At 43.8% G+C, this 17,118-nt stretch carries 15 protein-coding genes; 6 read left to right on the top strand and 9 right to left on the bottom strand.

Translation table 11 applies throughout. The annotated features are described in order from the left end of the window. Positions 1 to 33: 33 nt before the first annotated feature. The gene (locus OH460_RS03535) at positions 34 to 387 is read left to right on the top strand and encodes a hypothetical protein (protein ID WP_105058132.1); all 354 of its coding nucleotides are present in this window, start codon (positions 34 to 36) and stop codon (positions 385 to 387) included. A gap of 100 nt (positions 388 to 487) precedes the next feature. Here the strand turns inward: OH460_RS03535 and OH460_RS03530 are convergent, their stop codons facing one another. The 5 genes from OH460_RS03530 to OH460_RS03510 form a co-directional block, all read right to left on the bottom strand. Then, a complete protein-coding gene (locus OH460_RS03530) occupies positions 488 to 1,384 on the bottom strand; it encodes a sigma-70 family RNA polymerase sigma factor (RefSeq protein WP_269995109.1) in 897 nt (298 codons plus the stop codon). A gap of 424 nt (positions 1,385 to 1,808) precedes the next feature. Continuing rightward, positions 1,809 to 2,141 carry an Hpt domain-containing protein gene (locus tag OH460_RS03525; protein ID WP_269995107.1) on the bottom strand — a complete coding sequence of 111 codons (333 nt, stop codon included), beginning with the start codon at positions 2,139 to 2,141 and terminating at the stop codon, positions 1,809 to 1,811. Then, complete coding sequence (locus OH460_RS03520; protein ID WP_269995105.1) at positions 2,135 to 3,724, bottom strand: response regulator; 1,590 nt, start codon at positions 3,722 to 3,724, stop codon at positions 2,135 to 2,137. The genes OH460_RS03525 and OH460_RS03520 overlap by 7 nt, the downstream gene beginning before the upstream one ends. Positions 3,725 to 3,994: 270 nt before the next feature. Beyond that, the gene (locus OH460_RS03515; RefSeq protein WP_061031019.1) at positions 3,995 to 5,545 is read right to left on the bottom strand and encodes a DHA2 family efflux MFS transporter permease subunit; all 1,551 of its coding nucleotides are present in this window, start codon (positions 5,543 to 5,545) and stop codon (positions 3,995 to 3,997) included. A gap of 3 nt (positions 5,546 to 5,548) precedes the next feature. Next, on the bottom strand, positions 5,549 to 6,613 hold the full coding sequence (locus tag OH460_RS03510; RefSeq protein ID WP_269995101.1) for an HlyD family secretion protein: 1,065 nt from the start codon (positions 6,611 to 6,613) through the stop codon (positions 5,549 to 5,551). Between the two features lie 127 nt (positions 6,614 to 6,740). Between OH460_RS03510 and OH460_RS03505 the strand changes: the two genes are divergently transcribed. After that, on the top strand, positions 6,741 to 7,643 hold the full coding sequence (locus OH460_RS03505) for a LysR family transcriptional regulator (protein WP_269995097.1): 903 nt from the start codon (positions 6,741 to 6,743) through the stop codon (positions 7,641 to 7,643). An 84-nt stretch (positions 7,644 to 7,727) separates the two neighbouring features. Here OH460_RS03505 and OH460_RS03500 read toward each other — a convergent pair whose 3' ends face one another. From OH460_RS03500 to OH460_RS03485, 4 genes are all read right to left on the bottom strand, one after another. Then, positions 7,728 to 10,040, bottom strand: a complete 2,313-nt coding sequence (locus OH460_RS03500; protein ID WP_269995095.1) for a glycoside hydrolase — start codon at positions 10,038 to 10,040, stop codon at positions 7,728 to 7,730. A 118-nt stretch (positions 10,041 to 10,158) separates the two neighbouring features. Then, on the bottom strand, positions 10,159 to 10,977 hold the full coding sequence (locus OH460_RS03495) for a DUF2861 family protein (protein WP_269995093.1): 819 nt from the start codon (positions 10,975 to 10,977) through the stop codon (positions 10,159 to 10,161). Next, positions 10,974 to 11,624 (bottom strand): response regulator transcription factor, encoded by a 651-nt coding sequence (locus OH460_RS03490; protein ID WP_269995091.1) that lies wholly within the window; start codon positions 11,622 to 11,624, stop codon positions 10,974 to 10,976. The genes OH460_RS03495 and OH460_RS03490 overlap by 4 nt, the downstream gene beginning before the upstream one ends. Further along, on the bottom strand, positions 11,602 to 13,011 hold the full coding sequence (locus tag OH460_RS03485) for an ATP-binding protein (RefSeq protein ID WP_269995353.1): 1,410 nt from the start codon (positions 13,009 to 13,011) through the stop codon (positions 11,602 to 11,604). Before OH460_RS03485 ends, OH460_RS03490 begins: the two co-directional genes overlap by 23 nt. A 275-nt stretch (positions 13,012 to 13,286) precedes the next feature. Here OH460_RS03485 and OH460_RS03480 point away from each other — a divergent pair, with 275 nt between their 5' ends. The 4 genes from OH460_RS03480 to OH460_RS03465 all read left to right on the top strand — a co-directional run bounded on the left by OH460_RS03480 (position 13,287) and on the right by OH460_RS03465 (position 17,062). Beyond that, positions 13,287 to 13,820 carry a YbhB/YbcL family Raf kinase inhibitor-like protein gene (locus OH460_RS03480; protein WP_269995089.1) on the top strand — a complete coding sequence of 178 codons (534 nt, stop codon included), beginning with the start codon at positions 13,287 to 13,289 and terminating at the stop codon, positions 13,818 to 13,820. Positions 13,821 to 13,854: 34 nt separating this feature from the next. Beyond that, entirely contained in the window at positions 13,855 to 14,640 is a 786-nt protein-coding gene (locus OH460_RS03475; RefSeq protein ID WP_269995076.1) for a helix-turn-helix transcriptional regulator, read from the top strand. A gap of 130 nt (positions 14,641 to 14,770) precedes the next feature. Then, a complete protein-coding gene (locus OH460_RS03470; RefSeq protein ID WP_269995074.1) occupies positions 14,771 to 16,102 on the top strand; it encodes a D-serine ammonia-lyase in 1,332 nt (443 codons plus the stop codon). A gap of 159 nt (positions 16,103 to 16,261) precedes the next feature. Next, positions 16,262 to 17,062: a hypothetical protein gene (locus tag OH460_RS03465; protein ID WP_269995073.1), complete on the top strand. Its 801-nt coding sequence runs from the start codon at positions 16,262 to 16,264 to the stop codon at positions 17,060 to 17,062. Positions 17,063 to 17,118 lie beyond the last annotated feature (56 nt).

Below are 17,118 nucleotides of genomic sequence, written 5' to 3'. Positions count from 1 at the left end.
TTATTAAAAGAGTCATTTATAAGGAGCGTTGACATGTATCGATATGTTAGTTCGCCACAAGCATCTAAATACATCGTGCCACCCCCACAACATCGAGAGCTATCGAATGTGGACGTGCCTGAGTGTGAATTAGAAATGCGTGAAATTCTAAATAACTGGTTTGCAGACGGATTGGCTCCAATTATTGAAAACGACCAGAGCTGCATATCCGAGAGTGAACAAGCCAGATTTGAGAAATTAAGTAACACGGTTGGTATGCTATTGAGAAACAAAGATTACTATTTTGCGGCGAAGCGAATTCTATCGTTGTGGGAGCAGAACCGCTTTGAGACCACTTATGTCAACTATCTAATCCTACGTAGTGAACGTACTACGCTTTATAGGTGACGTAGTATTGGTAACGCTATTGAGTTTTTTAGAAGGCAGCCACAAAAAAGGGCAAGCCTCTAAGCTCACCCTCTGACAATATAACCATATAGGTTTTGATTTATACCCATCCATCAAATTGCAGCCGCTTTTGAACCCTTTCAACCGCTTCTTTTTGCATCTGTCTTACTCGTTCATTGGAAACACTCACATCTAACATGCCTGCCACTTCAGAAAGTGTCTTAACTTTATTATCAAACAGTCCAAAACGGTGTATTAAGACTTTCTGTAATTTAGACGGCAAAGTACCTATAATTTGCTCCAAAGCTTGTGTGAACGATTGCGCTTCTAAATCTTGTTGGGGATCGGGGATATCAAAACTTTCAAATTGATCCAAAACTAATGGTGCATGGTGGATATCTACCGTGGTGGTTACATCGATAAAACCGCTCAGTGCGACAAGTTGATCTACGCGTTCAGGTTTAATTCCGGAATTGTCAGATAACTCTGTTATGGAAACCGATTTGCGCATTTTTTTGCTTACATCGAGCTTCTTAGACGCAAGGCTATTAATCTCTTTACAGACATGAGCAGGCAAACGAACCGTACGCCCTTTGTTCATTAAAGCAGCGTCAATGTTTTCACGAATCCACCACACGGCATAGGTAGAAAAACGATAGCCAGGTTCTGGATCGTATTTATCAATGGCCTTAATGAGACCGATATTGCCTTCTTCGATAAGGTCTAGCAGCGTGAAGTTGTTGCCTTTACGCTTGAGATAACTCTTTGCGATCTTAACAACAAGACGTAAATTGGACTCGATCATCACATCACGAGCATTTTTGTCACCCTGACGATTTAAACGTGCGTAGTAAAGTTCATCTTCACGAGATAGCAGGTCAATACCTACAATGTCCTTCAAGTATTGAGCATAAGGTTCTGCGTTGGCAGAAAATGATTCGTTAATGGGTGTGTCATCCGTGAGCCCCTGAAACGCAGCAATGTTCTCGTTGTTCATTTCCTTGTCCTTATCTAGCCGACTGAACGTTTTTTTATTTATTATTATGCCACCAAGTGATTAACGCTTGGTTTCATTAGAGTGTAGATAAGAGTTCTATCTTTACCAATAAATAAAATGCAAATTGGTATGTGAATGTCACAAATAACTCAACAAATAATCAACTAGATTACATTCTACTGAGAGGTGGCATTTTAGAATAAAAACAAAAAGATAAGTCTTTTATAAAGGGGTTGTTATGTGTGTGGGCTCTAGATAAATCACGTGAATTTATAGGTGGTGAGAAAGGCATAAATTATTCACGAAAATGACAAGTGTAGAGGTTCTGTGATTCTACAAAACCTCAACACTGATCGTTATTTGGTGGTGGGACAAAATGGAGTAAGCGGGACGACTTCCTTGATTAATAGGGACGACATCCAGATTAATAGGTGCTGAGCACTTCATCGATTTGTTGATTAATAATTTTCATCTCACTGTAGATGAGTGAAAGGTCATCAGCTTCAGGAGCAATTTTGTTAAACGTGTTTTGTTCAACTCTTTCCAGGGCAACTGTTGCTGTCTCTTCCCCGAAGCTGGCTAATATGCCTTTTAAGGTATGCACCGTGAAATGAAGCTTGCCCCAATCTTGCTGTTGCACCAGTTCTTCGATCTCTTGTAATGAATTACCATGGTCTTCTTGGTAGGTTGATAACACGGCAAAAATGACATCTCTGTCATTGTCTAGGTAGGCATTTAAAGCATCAAAATCTAGCATATAGACTCCTGTCGGCTGCATGTTGAAAATGGGCTGGGCGGCTTAGTGGAATAACCATATTTTGATGAGTCACTAATCCATTGATTCCATCTAGGAGGAAGATCTAACTGAATAAGATCTTCCGCGTATTCGTCGCTAAGGTCTGTTTCAACGCATGCGTTATTGACAGCGTAAAGATAGTCTAGCTTAGCGGCGACTGAATAGGGGTAATTGGTAATAAAGTCGCGTAGTTCTTGGATCGATCCTGAGTTTTCGATGTTGATACAGTTCGAAGGGTCGTCTTTGCGAGACTCCAGTTTATCGTTTATTGCCTCACCGCGTGATTTCAAACACTCCTCAACGATGTGATACAAAGAGTATTCACCAAAGTGGCGGAGCAAAGGCAAAAGTTGCGATAGCAGGGAAGTCGGTTGATTGTAAAACTGATTAGCTAACAATGTAGTCGCTCGTATCACTTTTTTGTGCGCAACTAACGGGCTGCCTTCAATCAACAATATATTGCTTTGAAATAGGGCTAGGCTTGCCAAGACTTGTTGTTGGAGTTTGGCTGGAAGCTTCAAGTTGACCAGCTCGGTAAATTGGTTGGCATGCTCAAGCAAAAGACGCTTATTCTGTACTTGAGTTTCTCTTTGGTACGTCGCTTTAAGAGAATCGAAGTGAGTTCTAATAGAATGTATTACGTCGATATCGGCGGGTGAAATATGGCTTGCGTACATCTCACCAAGCTTAATAAGCATGTGTGTATTGTCAGCGTTCTCGGCCAAATCGATCGCTCTGATTGCGCGATGGCTAATACTTGGCGTCATCTCAAATGCGCGAATAGCCAACTTTAACGCGGGCAGTAGCATGTTGTGTTTTTCATAAATGCAGCTGAGGCAATCAATCACGTTTAACGATAGTGGTTGCACGATAAGGTAGTTGTGCAGTTTCTCTATTGCCAAATTCGGCTTTCCCAAGCTGTCTAGAATTAAGGCTTCTGCGACCAATTTGGTTGGGTGCATGTTAGTTTTAGAGTGAGTGATGAGACTAGAGAGCAGTTGCCACTTCTTCCCAGCGATCAAGTGCTCAATCAGTGTTGCTTCGAATTGAACGTTGGATTTCTCGCTGGTTATTTCTAATGCCTGTTTGAGTAATTCCGGTGTGGTAATGGGATATAGGTGATTGAGTTGGTCTATTTGTCTTGACTCGAATACGGCACTTTTGATCTTTTTACCTAATGCCTGAGTGTTAATTGGCTTAGAGATAAAATGGTGAGCCTCCCCTGATAGGGCGGTAAGCACTGTTTCTTGACGCATATCTCCAGAGAGCAAAATCGTCGCAACCGTGTGGTCGATAAGTCGATTACGATACAGAATACCTAGTAGCTCAAAGCCGGTAAAAGATTGCTCTAAGTGGTAATCAATGAGAAGTACATGAAACGCATGCGTTTCGACAGCCTTAATGGCTTGTCGATAATCCGTCGCAATGAAAATACACTCGTGCGCAATACCTAAACTAGCTAGCTGTTGTTTGATCAGAATCGTCGCGCTTTTAGAGTCGTCGACAATTAAAACCCTTAGGTCTCCTGGTAAGGTCAAATCCATTTTCCTTTATACCAAATGATATTTTTAATTTAGGTGTCAGGTTGCACATTGTCAAGATGCTCGGTTCACATCTATATGGTCAATAAGCTATTGGTAATTAAAGAGTATTCACAAACAATCGAGAGTGTTGCTCCTCGGCTACTGTTTTTCCCTTGGTTTTGTGAGGTTAACACTTGTTTGAGCAAAAGAGGCAAGCGGTTAGGCTTGCCTCTTTGTTTAATTGGAACGGTATTTATCAACGATTCAAACGGCATTTGTAAGCCTTAAAACTTAATCACGCATACTAAGAATTAACACTGCAGCTAATGCCAAGAATGCGGTCATCATGAGAAACACATCATTGTAGGCCATGATAGCGGCGTCACGTTGCATGGTTCCTAACAAGCTTGCCTGTGCTTGTTGCATCGCTGTCGCGGCATCACTGCCAGATTGGATAAAGAACGCTTGTTGATCTTTGAGTGTTTGCCAACCTAACTGACTTACTGAAGGTAGTGACTCTTTAATATGTGCTAGATGCTCACGTGTCTTGTTGTCCAAAAGGGTAGCGATGATCGCAATACTGAACGCCCCGCCTAGGTTACGCATAACGTTAGTTAGTGTAGATGCGTCAGGCGTATCCATTTTGCTGATGTTCTTCATCGCCACTAAAGAGAGCGGAACCATGATGAACGGGCTACCAATCGCACGCAATACCATAGATAAGATCAACTGTTGCCCACCAAAATCAATGGTCATGTGGGTATTTACGTAACAACTGAAACCAAACATCGCGAAGCCAAATGTCACTAAGTATTTCGGCTTAATGATTTGAGTCAGCTTAGGTACGATTGGAAATATCAACAGTTGAGGAAAACCCATCCACATGAGTACTTCGCCGATTTCCATCGCGTTGTATTGCTGAATCTGTGTCAGATACATTGGCAACACGTAGATAGACCCAAGCAACGCCATCCCTAGAATGAGGTAAGCGATACAAGACATCGCAAACTGCCCATTTCGTAATAGCCGTAAGTTGACCAATGGTTTTTTGTGTTGAAGCTCATTTATGACGAAGTAGACTAAGCTCACTGCAGAGATGATGCTCAACGTAATGATAAAGCTTGAACTGAACCACTCTTCACGGTTGCCTTCTTCTAGCACCACTTCTAAACAACCAAGTCCAAGTGCCATGGTAGCGATACCGAACCAATCGGCTTTCTTCAGCGTACCAAGGTCGAGCTTTTCATCATCCAAGCCGTATCGGATCATGGTGATCACGAGCAGGGCTGGTGGGATGTTGATGTAGAAAATGTAATGCCACGAGAAGTTCTCGGTTAACCAGCCACCAAACGTTGGGCCAATAGATGGAGCAAACGTCGCGGTAACACCAAACAGAGCCATGCCGACAGCACGCTTGTTAATGGGCAGTAGTTGAATGACCAGTGAGAAGGCGAGTGGTATTAAAGCACCACCACTAAAACCTTGCATTGCACGGAACACGATCATCGAGGTCATGTTCCACGAGAACGAACACAGCAACGATGAAATAGTGAAGATAGCCGTGGTCCATGTTAGGTAACGACGTTTACCTAATGCTTTTGAAAGCCAACCACTGAGAGGAATAGCGATCATTTCTGCGACTAGATAAGAGGTCGAGATCCATGAACTTTCATCCAGGGTAGCAGATAGCGCACCTTGAATATCTTTAAGAGACGAGTTGGTGATCTGGATATCCAAGATCGCCATAAACGCACCGATCAAGCCGCCAAATAGGGCGATCCAATGGCGAGTTGATACTTTGTCCTCATCATGAGTTGAGTTGATAACACCAGCGCTGCTCATGGTCTAGCCTCGTTTATCGATGGTCGCAACCACAGACAAACCAGGAAGCAATCGACCTTTTAACCCTTGCTGGTCTGGAATCGTAATTTTTACGGGTACACGTTGAACGATCTTCGTGAAGTTACCTGTTGCGTTCTCTGGTGGAAGTAGTGCGAACTTAGCACCAGTTGCAGGTGAGAAACTATCGACAACACCTTCAAGCGGTTGTCCTGGGAAAGCGTCGAGTTCGACTTCAACCGTTTGGCCTTTGTGAATGCCACTAAGTTGCGTCTCTTTGAAGTTCGCCTCAATCCACACTTGGTTGTTTGGCACTAAGCTCATAAGTGGAGCACCAGCTTGAATCAACAAGCCTTCACGTACGCTTCGTTTACCAATTACACCGTCTGTTGGTGCGTAAACTTTGGTGTAATCAAGGTTTAGCTGTGCCTGTTCTTGTTGTGCTTGGGCTTCAGTGACCGAAGCTTTGGCTTGTTCTATCTCGCTGGCAATTACGGTTAATTGATCATTGCTAGCCACAAGGTTTGCTTTTGCTTCTTCTAAGTCAGCAAGAGTCACTTTTTGTTGAGCGATCATGCTATCGACTTCATCTTGAGAAGCATAATTACGTTTTAACAGGCTACGCGAGCGCTGCACTTGTTGAGTCGCACGTTCGTATTCTGCTTCTGCTGAATCGACGCCACTTTCTGCTTGACTAATTTTGCTACGTTGTAACGTCTGTTGGGCGATAAGGTTCTTTACGTCAGACTGAACGACGGCTAGGTGAGCATTAGCCTGAGCAAGCGTTGCTTGGTAGTCACGATCATCGATTTGAACCAATAGATCGCCTTTCTTAACAGATTGGTTGTCCGTTACATAGGACTTAACGATATAGCCAGATACCTTAGGGCTGATATTGGTAATATCGCCTTGTAGGTAGGCATTATCGGTCGACTCAAAGTACTGACCGTAACCGTACCAATATCCAGCGCCAGCTAAACCCAATGACAGCATGATCGCAGTGGCAATAAGCGGGGCTTTTTTACGTTTTTTTGTGCTTACTGGTTGCGAAGCGGTGTTGTTCTCTGCCATTTCTCTTTTCTCATTTTGTTTTTATTTAGATGTAACGAATTGTAAATGAATCTGATTGATTGATAAGATAGGAAAAAAGGGAAACACTGTTGTAAAAATCTTACTAATTATAGTTTTCGGAGGTCTTATGGACTTAAATGCTGTGACTGTTTTCACACAAGTGGTTGATTGTGGGAGTTTTACGCATGCTGCTGAAGTGTTGAATATGACGAAATCAACAGTGAGTCGAAAATTAGCAGAGCTAGAACAGCATTTAGGTGTGAGACTGATCACTCGTTCAACTCGCAGTTTGATACTCACGCCTGAAGGAGAGCGCTTCTATCAGTCGAGCCTTCAAATGCAAGAGATCATGAATCAAGCGGAGTTAGAAGTCTCTGCAAACCAAGACCTGATTCGTGGTCCATTGAATGTAGTACTACCGGTAGAGTTGGGTCATCAAGTGCTTGCTAAATACATCCATAGCTTTCTGCTTGAATACCCGAATGTGACGATGAACTTGGAGCTAACCAACCGAGAAGTTGACATCATCGGCGAAGGGATAGATCTGTACGCGCAGATTGGTGAGCTGGTTGATTCAAGTTTAGTTTCTCGATACCTGACAACCTCTAAACGTGTGTTAGTGGCGAGCCCTAAATATCTAGAACAAGTTGGCCCAATACACACGCCAAAGGACCTTAAGATTCCTTTTCGCATGATAGAGGTGGTAAACAAAGCCGCACGTTTACCTAAGTGGGAATTGCAATTAGGTGATGGGGAGTCTGAATTGATTCAGCTACCAAGCCAACTCAGGGTAAACACGATTACCGCGTGTTTAACGGCCTGTGTCGATGGCCTAGGGTTAGCAGTGTTACCTGAGTTCATTTGTCGTGAGCATTTCAAGACGGGTCGACTGGTGAATCTGCTGCCGGAATACGACATGCCACAAGTTTCGGTAAGCTTGGTGTATGCCGACAGACAATTAATGCCGAAACGCAAGAAGGTATTTATCGATTATCTACTCACAGCGTTTCAGAGTGAGAAGCGCAAGTAGCTTGGTTAGCTTAACCTTAGCTTTATTGAGGTAAGCTAACCCCCTTGGTTTTCTGCTAACCGCTAAGGGACTAAATTAATCACTTTAGTTAAGTTCGGCTTTCCACTTTATGACTTCTCCATTGCTTAATATCGCATTGACGGAAGCCGCAGCCACATCGATGTCGCCTTTATTAAACACTTGGTCTGAGAAGTTAGCGATGATCTTACTGCCATCACTGAACGTGGTTTGTTGGACGGTACCGTGGTTATTTAACCATGAGAAATCAATCAACGCTTTATCCCACAACTGTTCGTGTATCGGCTCAAACCCATCTTGGTAGTGTTTTAAGGCTTTGAGCCTCGGGCTTGTACTTTTGAGAGCTTCGTCTCTGGTTAAGTGAACCATTGCGGGCGTGTTATATAGCATGGCTGTTAAGTCACGGTTGGCCTTCACATTGGTAAATTTGAGACTGTCTGAGTGCCAATGGTGCGTATTAATCACTTCATCATGGAATACAGTTTGGTATAACGGTACACGATATTGAGGCGAAAAAAGTAGCGACTGATAGGGCTCTTTAACCTTTGCTGGTTTGAAGAAAAAGTCCGGCTTATGATCTGGGTACCAGCGACCTAGGAAGTAGGGAGACTGGCGGTTTTCTTTCATATCTTTATCTGTCCAACCAAACCCTACCGTCTCCAAGCCGTGTGCAAACGCAATGCTCTTGGTGGTCAAGCTGTTGCCGTCTTCAGAGCCCAACACCAGAGACGGTTGTTCGCTCAGCCCCTGCATTCGGTTATTAAAGGAAGAAAGCATCTCCGACTCACTGGTATTGTCACTGTAGTCCTCACGCGCCATTGCCGTTGCATCGACATCTAAGAACAAACTATTGAAGTGACCAAAGTTCATGATGTCTTTTGCGCGCTGTTTTACGTAGTCCAAATGGCAATTGGGATTTAAGTAGAAGCCGTTACCACGAAATCCTTTTTTCAAACTTCCATCGGCTAGCTCAATCGCGCATGTTTTTCTTATTGGATCTGGCAGCTGAGCGGTTAACCAGCTGTCATTTAACTGAGCCGGTATTGCAGTGTTATAGGAGTCGTAAGTCCCCACCAGATAACCAGATTGCTTTGCTAACTCGACTGCGTTTGGTTGATAAAAAGCAGGCATCCAGTTATCAAAGCCCAACCAAAGCTTGTTTAATCCGGCGTTGTTTAGATTATCGATCATGCCGGATGATAAGGCTTGCCCCCAAGTATCTGGTGAGTTAAGAAATGACGACGCGTGTTCAGACAACCAGTTTTTTATTCTTCGCGCCGCGATGTATTGCGCCTCAATCGTGTTATCAGCGAGTCTCGGGGATGCGACGGCGTATAAGCTTTGTAGAGATTGGCTAATAGAATCCAACAGCAACTGTTTATGATATCGGCTCAACCAGTCCTTACCTTTAGACAAAGTGGATAGCTCACGCTTAGCTTCATCGGATATGTTGAGCTTAGAACGTTCAAAGTACCACTCTTTTAGTCCCCACCAGTCTGTTACATCTTGAATACTCAAAGGATCTTTACCAAACAGGTAGACATGACTTGCACCAACCAACTTGCTGATATCTGGATTACGCGCTTGCTTTGAGGCTAGTGATTCTGACAACCCATTGGCGATGCGCCAGTCGCGGTATTGCTTGGCACCATCGAGCATTGAATCGCCAAGCGTGATACGTACAGCAAAAGGTTGTGACTGATTTAGCGCGGTGAACTGATGCGATGCGCTCATATCGATAAGGGACTTGTTTTTAGAGTCCGATTCAGACGTTACATCATTAAAAAACAGTTGGTTATTGGTTGGGTTGATCAATTGGTAGCTGATGAATTGATCGCTCTGTTGTGTGGTCCAAAACGGCATCTTTAGGTCTTGAGTGGTGTTGCTTCCAGAGTGGTTATTGGCGAGATAATTCGCCCATCGCTTATTGTTGGTAGGCACGCGCATACCTTCACTAAAGGGCAGAAGCAGTGTTTGTGTTTCTTGTTCCGTAAGGTCGAACCACGCTAGTTCTATTGGTTGATTGCGCTTTACCTTGATACCGGAAGGTAGCGTGAATTGGAGGTCAAGTTCACCTTGATTTAACTCTGCGGTTACCGCGATACGGCTTGGCATTAAGGTCCAAGCGGCACTGGTTGAATCCTTGGTTATCTCGGCCACTGTTTGAGGGATACGGTTAACGGTTAGCGAAGCACTGTTAATGCTTAGGTCATTCCAATCTATCGTGAGCGTTTCTGGTGATATCGAAACGATGTCGTTGGCAGTGTGGTCGGCAAGTATTAACTCGTTCGCTTGAGCATGTGTTGAAAAAGCACAAGCGGAGAATACGGCCAAAATGGCACAAGATGTAGCATTAAATTTGTGGTGGATACTAAGCATATCGATATTCCGTAAAGAGTAAGTACGGTTATTACATCTGAGATGCGTTAGTGTTTTGTCACCTATATGTCTCTATTTTTACACCGAACAACCATCAGTATCTTGTTGTGGTAGGCCTTCAGAAGGGCACCGCAACACGCTGAACATATTGGATTTCAATCGCGCCTTGGTATTCATACTTTTCTACAGAGGCACTCAAGTGGCTAGCTTTACCTACTGATGGGCTTTCTGTAGGAACAGCGACTTGTTTTGCTTTGATCGGCACTTTGAAACCTAACATGTTGTAGTTTTCATCAAACCATTGCCAACTTACATGGGTGCTAGGGCAGTTATCGATTACCTCTGGCGGCGTGACCACAACGTGTGCATTCTCAAGCTTATTCTCCAGTGCTAACCAGCGATTGCTGTCATCTAAAGCGACTACAAGTGGGTAGTTGTTCGTCCCAACGGTTAATTGATAAACACCAGATTCTGGTTTGATGAACATCTCATTGGTTTCGATTTCTTGATAGTCGACGCCCGAGTTGAACTGTCCTTCAATCATCGTAAGACCATCAGGAGCGATGAGTGTGACTGGCTGTGCTTTTTTATTTAGATCACTGCTGCGTGGCTCGGCTGAGATTTTAATCTGATAGCCTTGTGACGAAAGACCGTAACGTTTAATAAAACTCACTTGGATGTGGTGGGCAGGTACATCGCTTTGTTTAAGTGTTCTTCCACATTGAGTTCTAGTGAGTATTTCTTGTTTTACGGGCAGCCAAAGCTGACTATCAAGCGATTCTTGATTGAGTGCGATCTGTAGCTCTTGCCATGCAAGCTGCGGTTGCTCATTAAGTAGCGATTGGTAGGATCGCTGTAAAGGTGTGTCTGTAAACCAAGTCGCATGACTCGAAAACGGTAACGCACACAGCAAAGCGGTTAACGATGTTATTCTCATTTAGAATCCCCAACTAAACGGTAGCCAACGCCACGATGTGTCTCTAGTTGGAGTGTTGGCAACTTTTGGCGCAAACGCAGTATGTGGTTATCTACAGTTCGAGTACTCGGAAAGGCTTGGTATCCCCAAATTTTGTTAAGCAGCTCGTCTCGGTGGAACACTCGCCCTTGGCTCTGGACAAACAGGACCAATAGCTGAAACTCTTTCGGTTTAAGCGCTACTGGGGCTTGATCGAGATAGGCGGTTCTTTCCGATAAGTTGATTTGGATATTGGCGTAACTTAGATGACTGACACCCAGTGGACGCAATTGAGTGATGACCCGCGCCAGCAATTCTTCATTTGAAAAAGGCTTGGTCACATAATCTTTGGCGCCAGCCATTAAGCCTTCAACACGCTGTTGAACTTCTACTTTCGCGGTTAATACGATCACGGGTAGTGCTTTAAGAAGTAACCAGTTTGGCAGGTGTTGTAAGCTGTCGCCGTCCTCAAGTTGCCTATCAAGCACCACGAGGTCGGCTCGTAACCAAAGCTTATTGGCATGCGCAGCTTCTTGTGCCCAAAGGCATTGATAACCATTGGACTCAAAGAAGCTGACTAGGCCTTGTCCAAGTAGTGGATCATCTTCAATCAGCAGTAGGGTGTTCATAAGCTATTTCCAAAATACATCGGGTTGGATTACGGAGAATAATGAGGCGTCCATTCGCTTGTTTCATCAAGTGTTCAACAATGGTGAGTCCAATACCCATGTTATCGTGTCTATGCGCATCATTTGGAGTGACTCGGGACAAGGCTCGTTCTAAGAATGAAGGGAAATGTCCTTGATCTTGGACCTCAATTCTTAACTTGTCAGCAAGGGTCGCGGTCACTAACACATTACCTTTGCCGTGTTGCTTAGCGTTCTTGATCAAGTTATCTAAGCAAATGGTCAGCCAGTAATAGGGCAGGTTAAGCTCTACTTCGCCGGAATCACATTGATAGTCGATGTTGTGCTTTTCGCATACATGTTCAAGCCACTCTTCGAGAGAAGCGTTTTGCTTCAATAAAGGTTCAGCGTTTTCTGTGCTCAAGTAAACCTTACTGTTTTCAGTAAGTTGAGATAGCCTCTGATAGTCAGATATCAAACGCCAAACTGCATCTTGAGTGGCATCAGGGAACTCGTCGTAACGATTTCTGAACATTTCGACGGTTAACCCAAGGCTGGTAATTGGTGTGCGAAGTTCATGAGTCAGGAGCTGCAACACAAACTGTCTCTCTTTACGCTGTTTTGTTCTTAGAAATAGTGATCTTGCTAATATTGAAAATAGAACAATCAACAAAGAGAAGATCATCACTTTCATGAAAAGAGTGTCGTTGTTCGTTTCACTCAGACAGAGATTACTGTATCGAAACGAACAGCTTTCTCCTGATAAGGTTATGCCTTGTTCCTTCGCAATTGGCTTCCAAACATCATGCGGGACCACTTTCCAACCTTGCTCACCACTTAACCAAAGCACATCACCTTGCTGCCAAGCTCGGTATCCGTTAAGTAATGCTTCTTTTCCTTCTGGGCTCAAGGGTTCCAGCTTGGTATAGAGGGGATGTAGTGGGTTCGAAATGGTCAAAAACGGGTGTATTGGTTCGCGGTTTTCTGGGTAATGAGCGAAATAACGGTCAGCAAAGCTGCCACCAGCGGGATGTCGTTTTGAGTTTGCGGCAAACCAGATAGAGTCCAACGTTTGCTGTCGACACAAAGCAAGCTCGAACTCTATGGCATCATTTAAAGCCGGGTTAGAAGGCTCAATTGCTTGGCAGGTCTGCTGAATCTCAGCCAATAAAGCAATATCTTGCCATGTGAATTTTTTGAAATTTGGGTAACGGCTGTTGTCTTGAAGCAGAGCCTTTGGGTAATGAGATAACTCTTGCTGAGAAACAAAGATCGGAGACGCCTGCCAACTCAATTGGTACAGGGACTGCCATTTATCTTGCAAGCTTTGGGCGTTGGCTAGCGTAGGGAGCCAAAAGATCAAACAAAGGGCTAATGTCAGCCTGTGCATCCAGTTATTCTCATTAAAAGTCATTAGCGCGAGTCTAAAGAATTTTGCTCGAGATTTGTAACCTGAATGTCAACAAGTGTCCCCACTTTATCAATTTGTGACCGCGAGTCGCGAAATTAGCGATACATCATCAATCGATGATTTCTTAAAATAATGGTTCTAAAGTGCAGAAAGTATCATTTATTTGAATTTGATTAGATAATTGTGTACTTACTGTTACTTATTAAAGGGTGGAACTGAATATACTGGATTTAAACCTAACAAGAGGAATCATCATGAGAACAATGATCAAATCAGTATTGGCAGCGAGCATCTTGGCTGCAAGCTCAGTTCACGCATTTGAATTAACCAGTAACGATATTCAAGAAGGTCACCCAATGGCTAAGACGTTTGAATACTCTAGTTGGGGTTGTGATGGTGAGAACTTATCACCTCAACTAATGTGGAAAGACGTACCGGCAGGCACCAAAAGTTTTGCAATCACGGCTTATGATCCAGACGCACCAACCGAAAGTGGTTTTTGGCATTGGGTTGCATTTGATATTCCAGCAACCGTGAATGAATTACCTCGCGCAGCGGACATTACGAAGTTGGGTGGTAAGGAAGGGCGCATCGATTACGGAACGGTTGGTTTTGGTGGCGCTTGCCCTCCTGAGAAAGACGGCATGCATCGTTATCAATTTACGGTTTGGGCGCTACCAACTGATAAGTTAAACCTCGATGAGAATACACCGTCAGCGGTCGTGGGCTTTACACTGAATAGTATGGCGCTAGACAAAGCAAGGTTAACAGCAACTTACACCCGTTAATTTGCTATAGACAAACAACAAATAAGGGGATGAGATGAATCATCAATATCAAGTGACAGTGTTTCGAGCTGAGCAGTTACAAAAGCTGCGTAATGTGAGGATTCTATCCCCTAGTATTATTCAGATCATCACGGGCAGTAAGCGTTTGTTTTGGAAAGACTCAGCAGCAGAGCTTACTCATTCTGAGTTGTTGCTGTGTGAAGCTTCGGCATCATTGAGTTTTGAGAACATGCCACATAAAGGGCGATTTCTGTCCCGCGTGTTTAGTTTTCATTTTCAACCCACTCAAGCGATGCTCGAACTGAGTGAACAATGTGCTGCCGAATTTGAATACCCCACTATAGAAGCAGACCGCAGTTTACAAGATACTTTAAATGCCTTGTTTACGTTTGATCGTCAAAGTATGAGTGAAACCACACAGCAATTTTGGTTGCAAGGTTTGTATCAACAGCTTGCAGAGAAGGGTGTATTACATCGGTTGTTTACTCGTTCAAACGTCTCTTTCAGCCAAAAACTCAGTCATTACCTATCTCATTCACCAGACGAGAAACACTCTTTAGAAGACGTTGCAGAGCGTTTTGCAATGAGTCGTGCGACGTTAATCCGTAAGCTCAAACTCGAAGGAATGCAATATCGTGAGGTATTGGCAGAAGTGCGTTTGAGCCATGCTTTGTATCTTATGCAAAATGGCCAACACAATGTCACGATGCTCGCTCAATCTTGTGGTTACCAATCTGAAGGACGTTTTAGTCAGCGCTTTAAGGGTAAGTTTGGTCTGTCGCCAAGTGAATACATCAAGACGGTTGCCTCAAGGGCATAGTAAGGGAAATAGCATCACTGACGGTAGGCACAAGTATCGGTTATTGAATCATTTCTCGATTACGGCTCTAATAGGGTGTACACCAAGTGATTGAAATCGCCCAGAATGCTTAATACCAGAGAAGGTAGCCATGAACGAACTGAATCTAAATAACCTCACCAACGACTTTCCATTACTAAATAAGCTTATGGCGCTCGAAGAGGTGGTTTGGTTTAACCCAAATGTCACAACACTAGACCAAGGGTTACCTTATGTCGGCTTGGATGAGAAAGACATTCATGATGCGAGTTTACGCTTACAACGATTCGCCCCTTACCTTGCAAAAGCATTTCCTGAAACTCAACTATCCAATGGCATCATTGAATCTGATCTTGTTGATATTCCAACGATGAAAACAGCATTGGAGGCGTATTATCAATTGCCTATAAAAGGGCGGTTGATGATGAAGAAAGACAGTCACTTGCCTATCTCTGGGTCTATCAAAGCCCGTGGCGGTATATATGAGGTACTGACTCACGCTGAGAAACTCGCGTTTGAAGCTGGGTTACTAAGTGAAAGCGATGATTACAGCAAATTGCTAGAACCCGAGTTTCGTGAGTTCTTTAAGCAATACAGTATTGCGGTAGGTTCAACAGGGAACCTAGGCATGTCAATTGGTATCATGAGCGCGAAATTAGGCTTTACCGTATCCGTTCATATGTCTGCCGATGCGAGAGCGTGGAAGAAGAACAAACTGCGTGAGCACGGCGTAAATGTGGTTGAGTATGAGCAAGATTACGGCGTTGCGGTTGAACAAGGACGAAAAGAAGCTGAATTGGATCCTCGTTGTTTCTTCATTGACGATGAAAACTCGAAGACACTGTTCCTTGGATATTCTGTGGCCGGAGAAAGGCTAAAGCAGCAATTTGCTCAGCAACAGATTGTCGTCGACGAAGCGCATCCGTTGTTTGTCTACCTACCATGTGGTGTAGGCGGCGGCCCTGGTGGTGTGGCATTTGGTTTGAAGATGGCATTTGGCGACCATGTTCATTGTCTGTTCGCCGAGCCTACGCATTCACCTTGCATGTTGTTAGGCGTTCACACCGGTTTGCATGACGAGATTGCTGTACAAGATCTTGGTATTGATAACCTTACTGCAGCTGATGGGTTAGCCGTGGGCCGCGCGTCAGGCTTTGTTGGCAGAGCAATGGAGCGCTTATTGGATGGTTACTACACATTAACGGATGAACGCATGTATCAATTGTTAGGTCAATTGAATCAAGCAGAAGCCATCAAACTAGAGCCCTCTGCATTAGCAGGCATGCTAGGGCCTATCCATGTAGAACACAACACTGAATATATGACGAGATTAGGTATTGATGGTTCGACGTTATCCAACAGCACGCATCTTGTTTGGGCGACGGGTGGAGGTATGGTACCTGAACAAGAAATGGCGATGTATCTTGCCAAGTCATCTATTTAATAGGTAGAGATACAAATGCGGGTGGTAGTTGAAAGCTCCTAAATCAATCCATTTATTGCACAGATCGTTATCCAAAACACAGATTTTATAAATTGTGTTTAGTCGTTGCTATCACTCTCAGTTAGGTTGAATGGCATTCAATTTGACAGGGATAGCACGATGCAAACCGATAACACCATTCGACAGCCAATCACATCACAAGAACTTACCCCAACAATGCTGCTACAACGCTTGGATTCTATTGGGCAGTGTTTAAGAGCTTCAAATAAGGCGCTTGCCTTGTTGGGGCTTGGTTCTGTTGGTATCGAAACGGAAAGACTGGACCAATACTCAGATGTCGATTTCTTTGCGATCGTACAGGCAGGACAAAAGCAGCATTTTTTAAACAATTTAAATTGGTTATCTGATGTCCATCCAATCGACTATTCCGTGCGAAACACGGTCGATGGCTATAAAGTTCTGTATGCCGATGGAATCTTTTGCGAATTTGCGGTCTTTGAACCCCATGAATTAGCCCATATTCCATTTGCTGAAGGTCGTATTGTTTGGCAGGAAGAGGCGTTCGATGCTAGGTGCTGTGTACCACCGGAAAAAAGTGCTCCACAAGCTAATACCCAAGAGTGGTTAATCGGGGAAGCACTGACCAATCTTTATGTGGGTATGTCCCGCTATAACCGTGGAGAAAAGCTCTCTGGGAGTCGATTTGTTCAGTCTTATGCATTGGATCGTTTGATTGATCTTGTCGAACAAACAGAAAATCCACAACCTGGCTATGTCGATGAGTTTATGTCTGATAGAAGGTTAGAAGCGCGGTTTCCTAAGTTTGCTCAACTGCTTCCAAGCTTCAATCAAGGCTACGAACACACCGCAGAGTCGGCTTTATCGCAGCTCAATTTCTTGAACACTTACTTTGAGATCAACCAAGCTATGCGTTCTAGAATTATAAATTTATGCAATTAATACAGCGAGTTAAATTGAATCAATAAAATGTGTTGTCGTTAGCCAATAATATTGAT

Origin of the sequence: Vibrio sp. Makdt (assembly GCF_027587015.1) — a bacterium.
Classification (GTDB): Bacteria; Pseudomonadota; Gammaproteobacteria; order Enterobacterales; family Vibrionaceae; genus Vibrio; species Vibrio chagasii_B.
This window is presented reverse-complemented; position numbering and strand designations above follow the sequence as displayed.

Coding starts and splice junctions, on each gene's coding strand:
- OH460_RS03535 (WP_105058132.1), top strand. CDS start 34: ATGTATCGATATGTTAGTTCGCCACAAGCATCTAAATACATCGTGCCA.
- OH460_RS03530 (WP_269995109.1), bottom strand. CDS start 1,384: ATGAACAACGAGAACATTGCTGCGTTTCAGGGGCTCACGGATGACACA.
- OH460_RS03525 (WP_269995107.1), bottom strand. CDS start 2,141: ATGCTAGATTTTGATGCTTTAAATGCCTACCTAGACAATGACAGAGAT.
- OH460_RS03520 (WP_269995105.1), bottom strand. CDS start 3,724: ATGGATTTGACCTTACCAGGAGACCTAAGGGTTTTAATTGTCGACGAC.
- OH460_RS03515 (WP_061031019.1), bottom strand. CDS start 5,545: ATGAGCAGCGCTGGTGTTATCAACTCAACTCATGATGAGGACAAAGTA.
- OH460_RS03510 (WP_269995101.1), bottom strand. CDS start 6,613: ATGGCAGAGAACAACACCGCTTCGCAACCAGTAAGCACAAAAAAACGT.
- OH460_RS03505 (WP_269995097.1), top strand. CDS start 6,741: ATGGACTTAAATGCTGTGACTGTTTTCACACAAGTGGTTGATTGTGGG.
- OH460_RS03500 (WP_269995095.1), bottom strand. CDS start 10,040: ATGCTTAGTATCCACCACAAATTTAATGCTACATCTTGTGCCATTTTG.
- OH460_RS03495 (WP_269995093.1), bottom strand. CDS start 10,977: ATGAGAATAACATCGTTAACCGCTTTGCTGTGTGCGTTACCGTTTTCG.
- OH460_RS03490 (WP_269995091.1), bottom strand. CDS start 11,624: ATGAACACCCTACTGCTGATTGAAGATGATCCACTACTTGGACAAGGC.
- OH460_RS03485 (WP_269995353.1), bottom strand. CDS start 13,011: ATGCACAGGCTGACATTAGCCCTTTGTTTGATCTTTTGGCTCCCTACG.
- OH460_RS03480 (WP_269995089.1), top strand. CDS start 13,287: ATGAGAACAATGATCAAATCAGTATTGGCAGCGAGCATCTTGGCTGCA.
- OH460_RS03475 (WP_269995076.1), top strand. CDS start 13,855: ATGAATCATCAATATCAAGTGACAGTGTTTCGAGCTGAGCAGTTACAA.
- OH460_RS03470 (WP_269995074.1), top strand. CDS start 14,771: ATGAACGAACTGAATCTAAATAACCTCACCAACGACTTTCCATTACTA.
- OH460_RS03465 (WP_269995073.1), top strand. CDS start 16,262: ATGCAAACCGATAACACCATTCGACAGCCAATCACATCACAAGAACTT.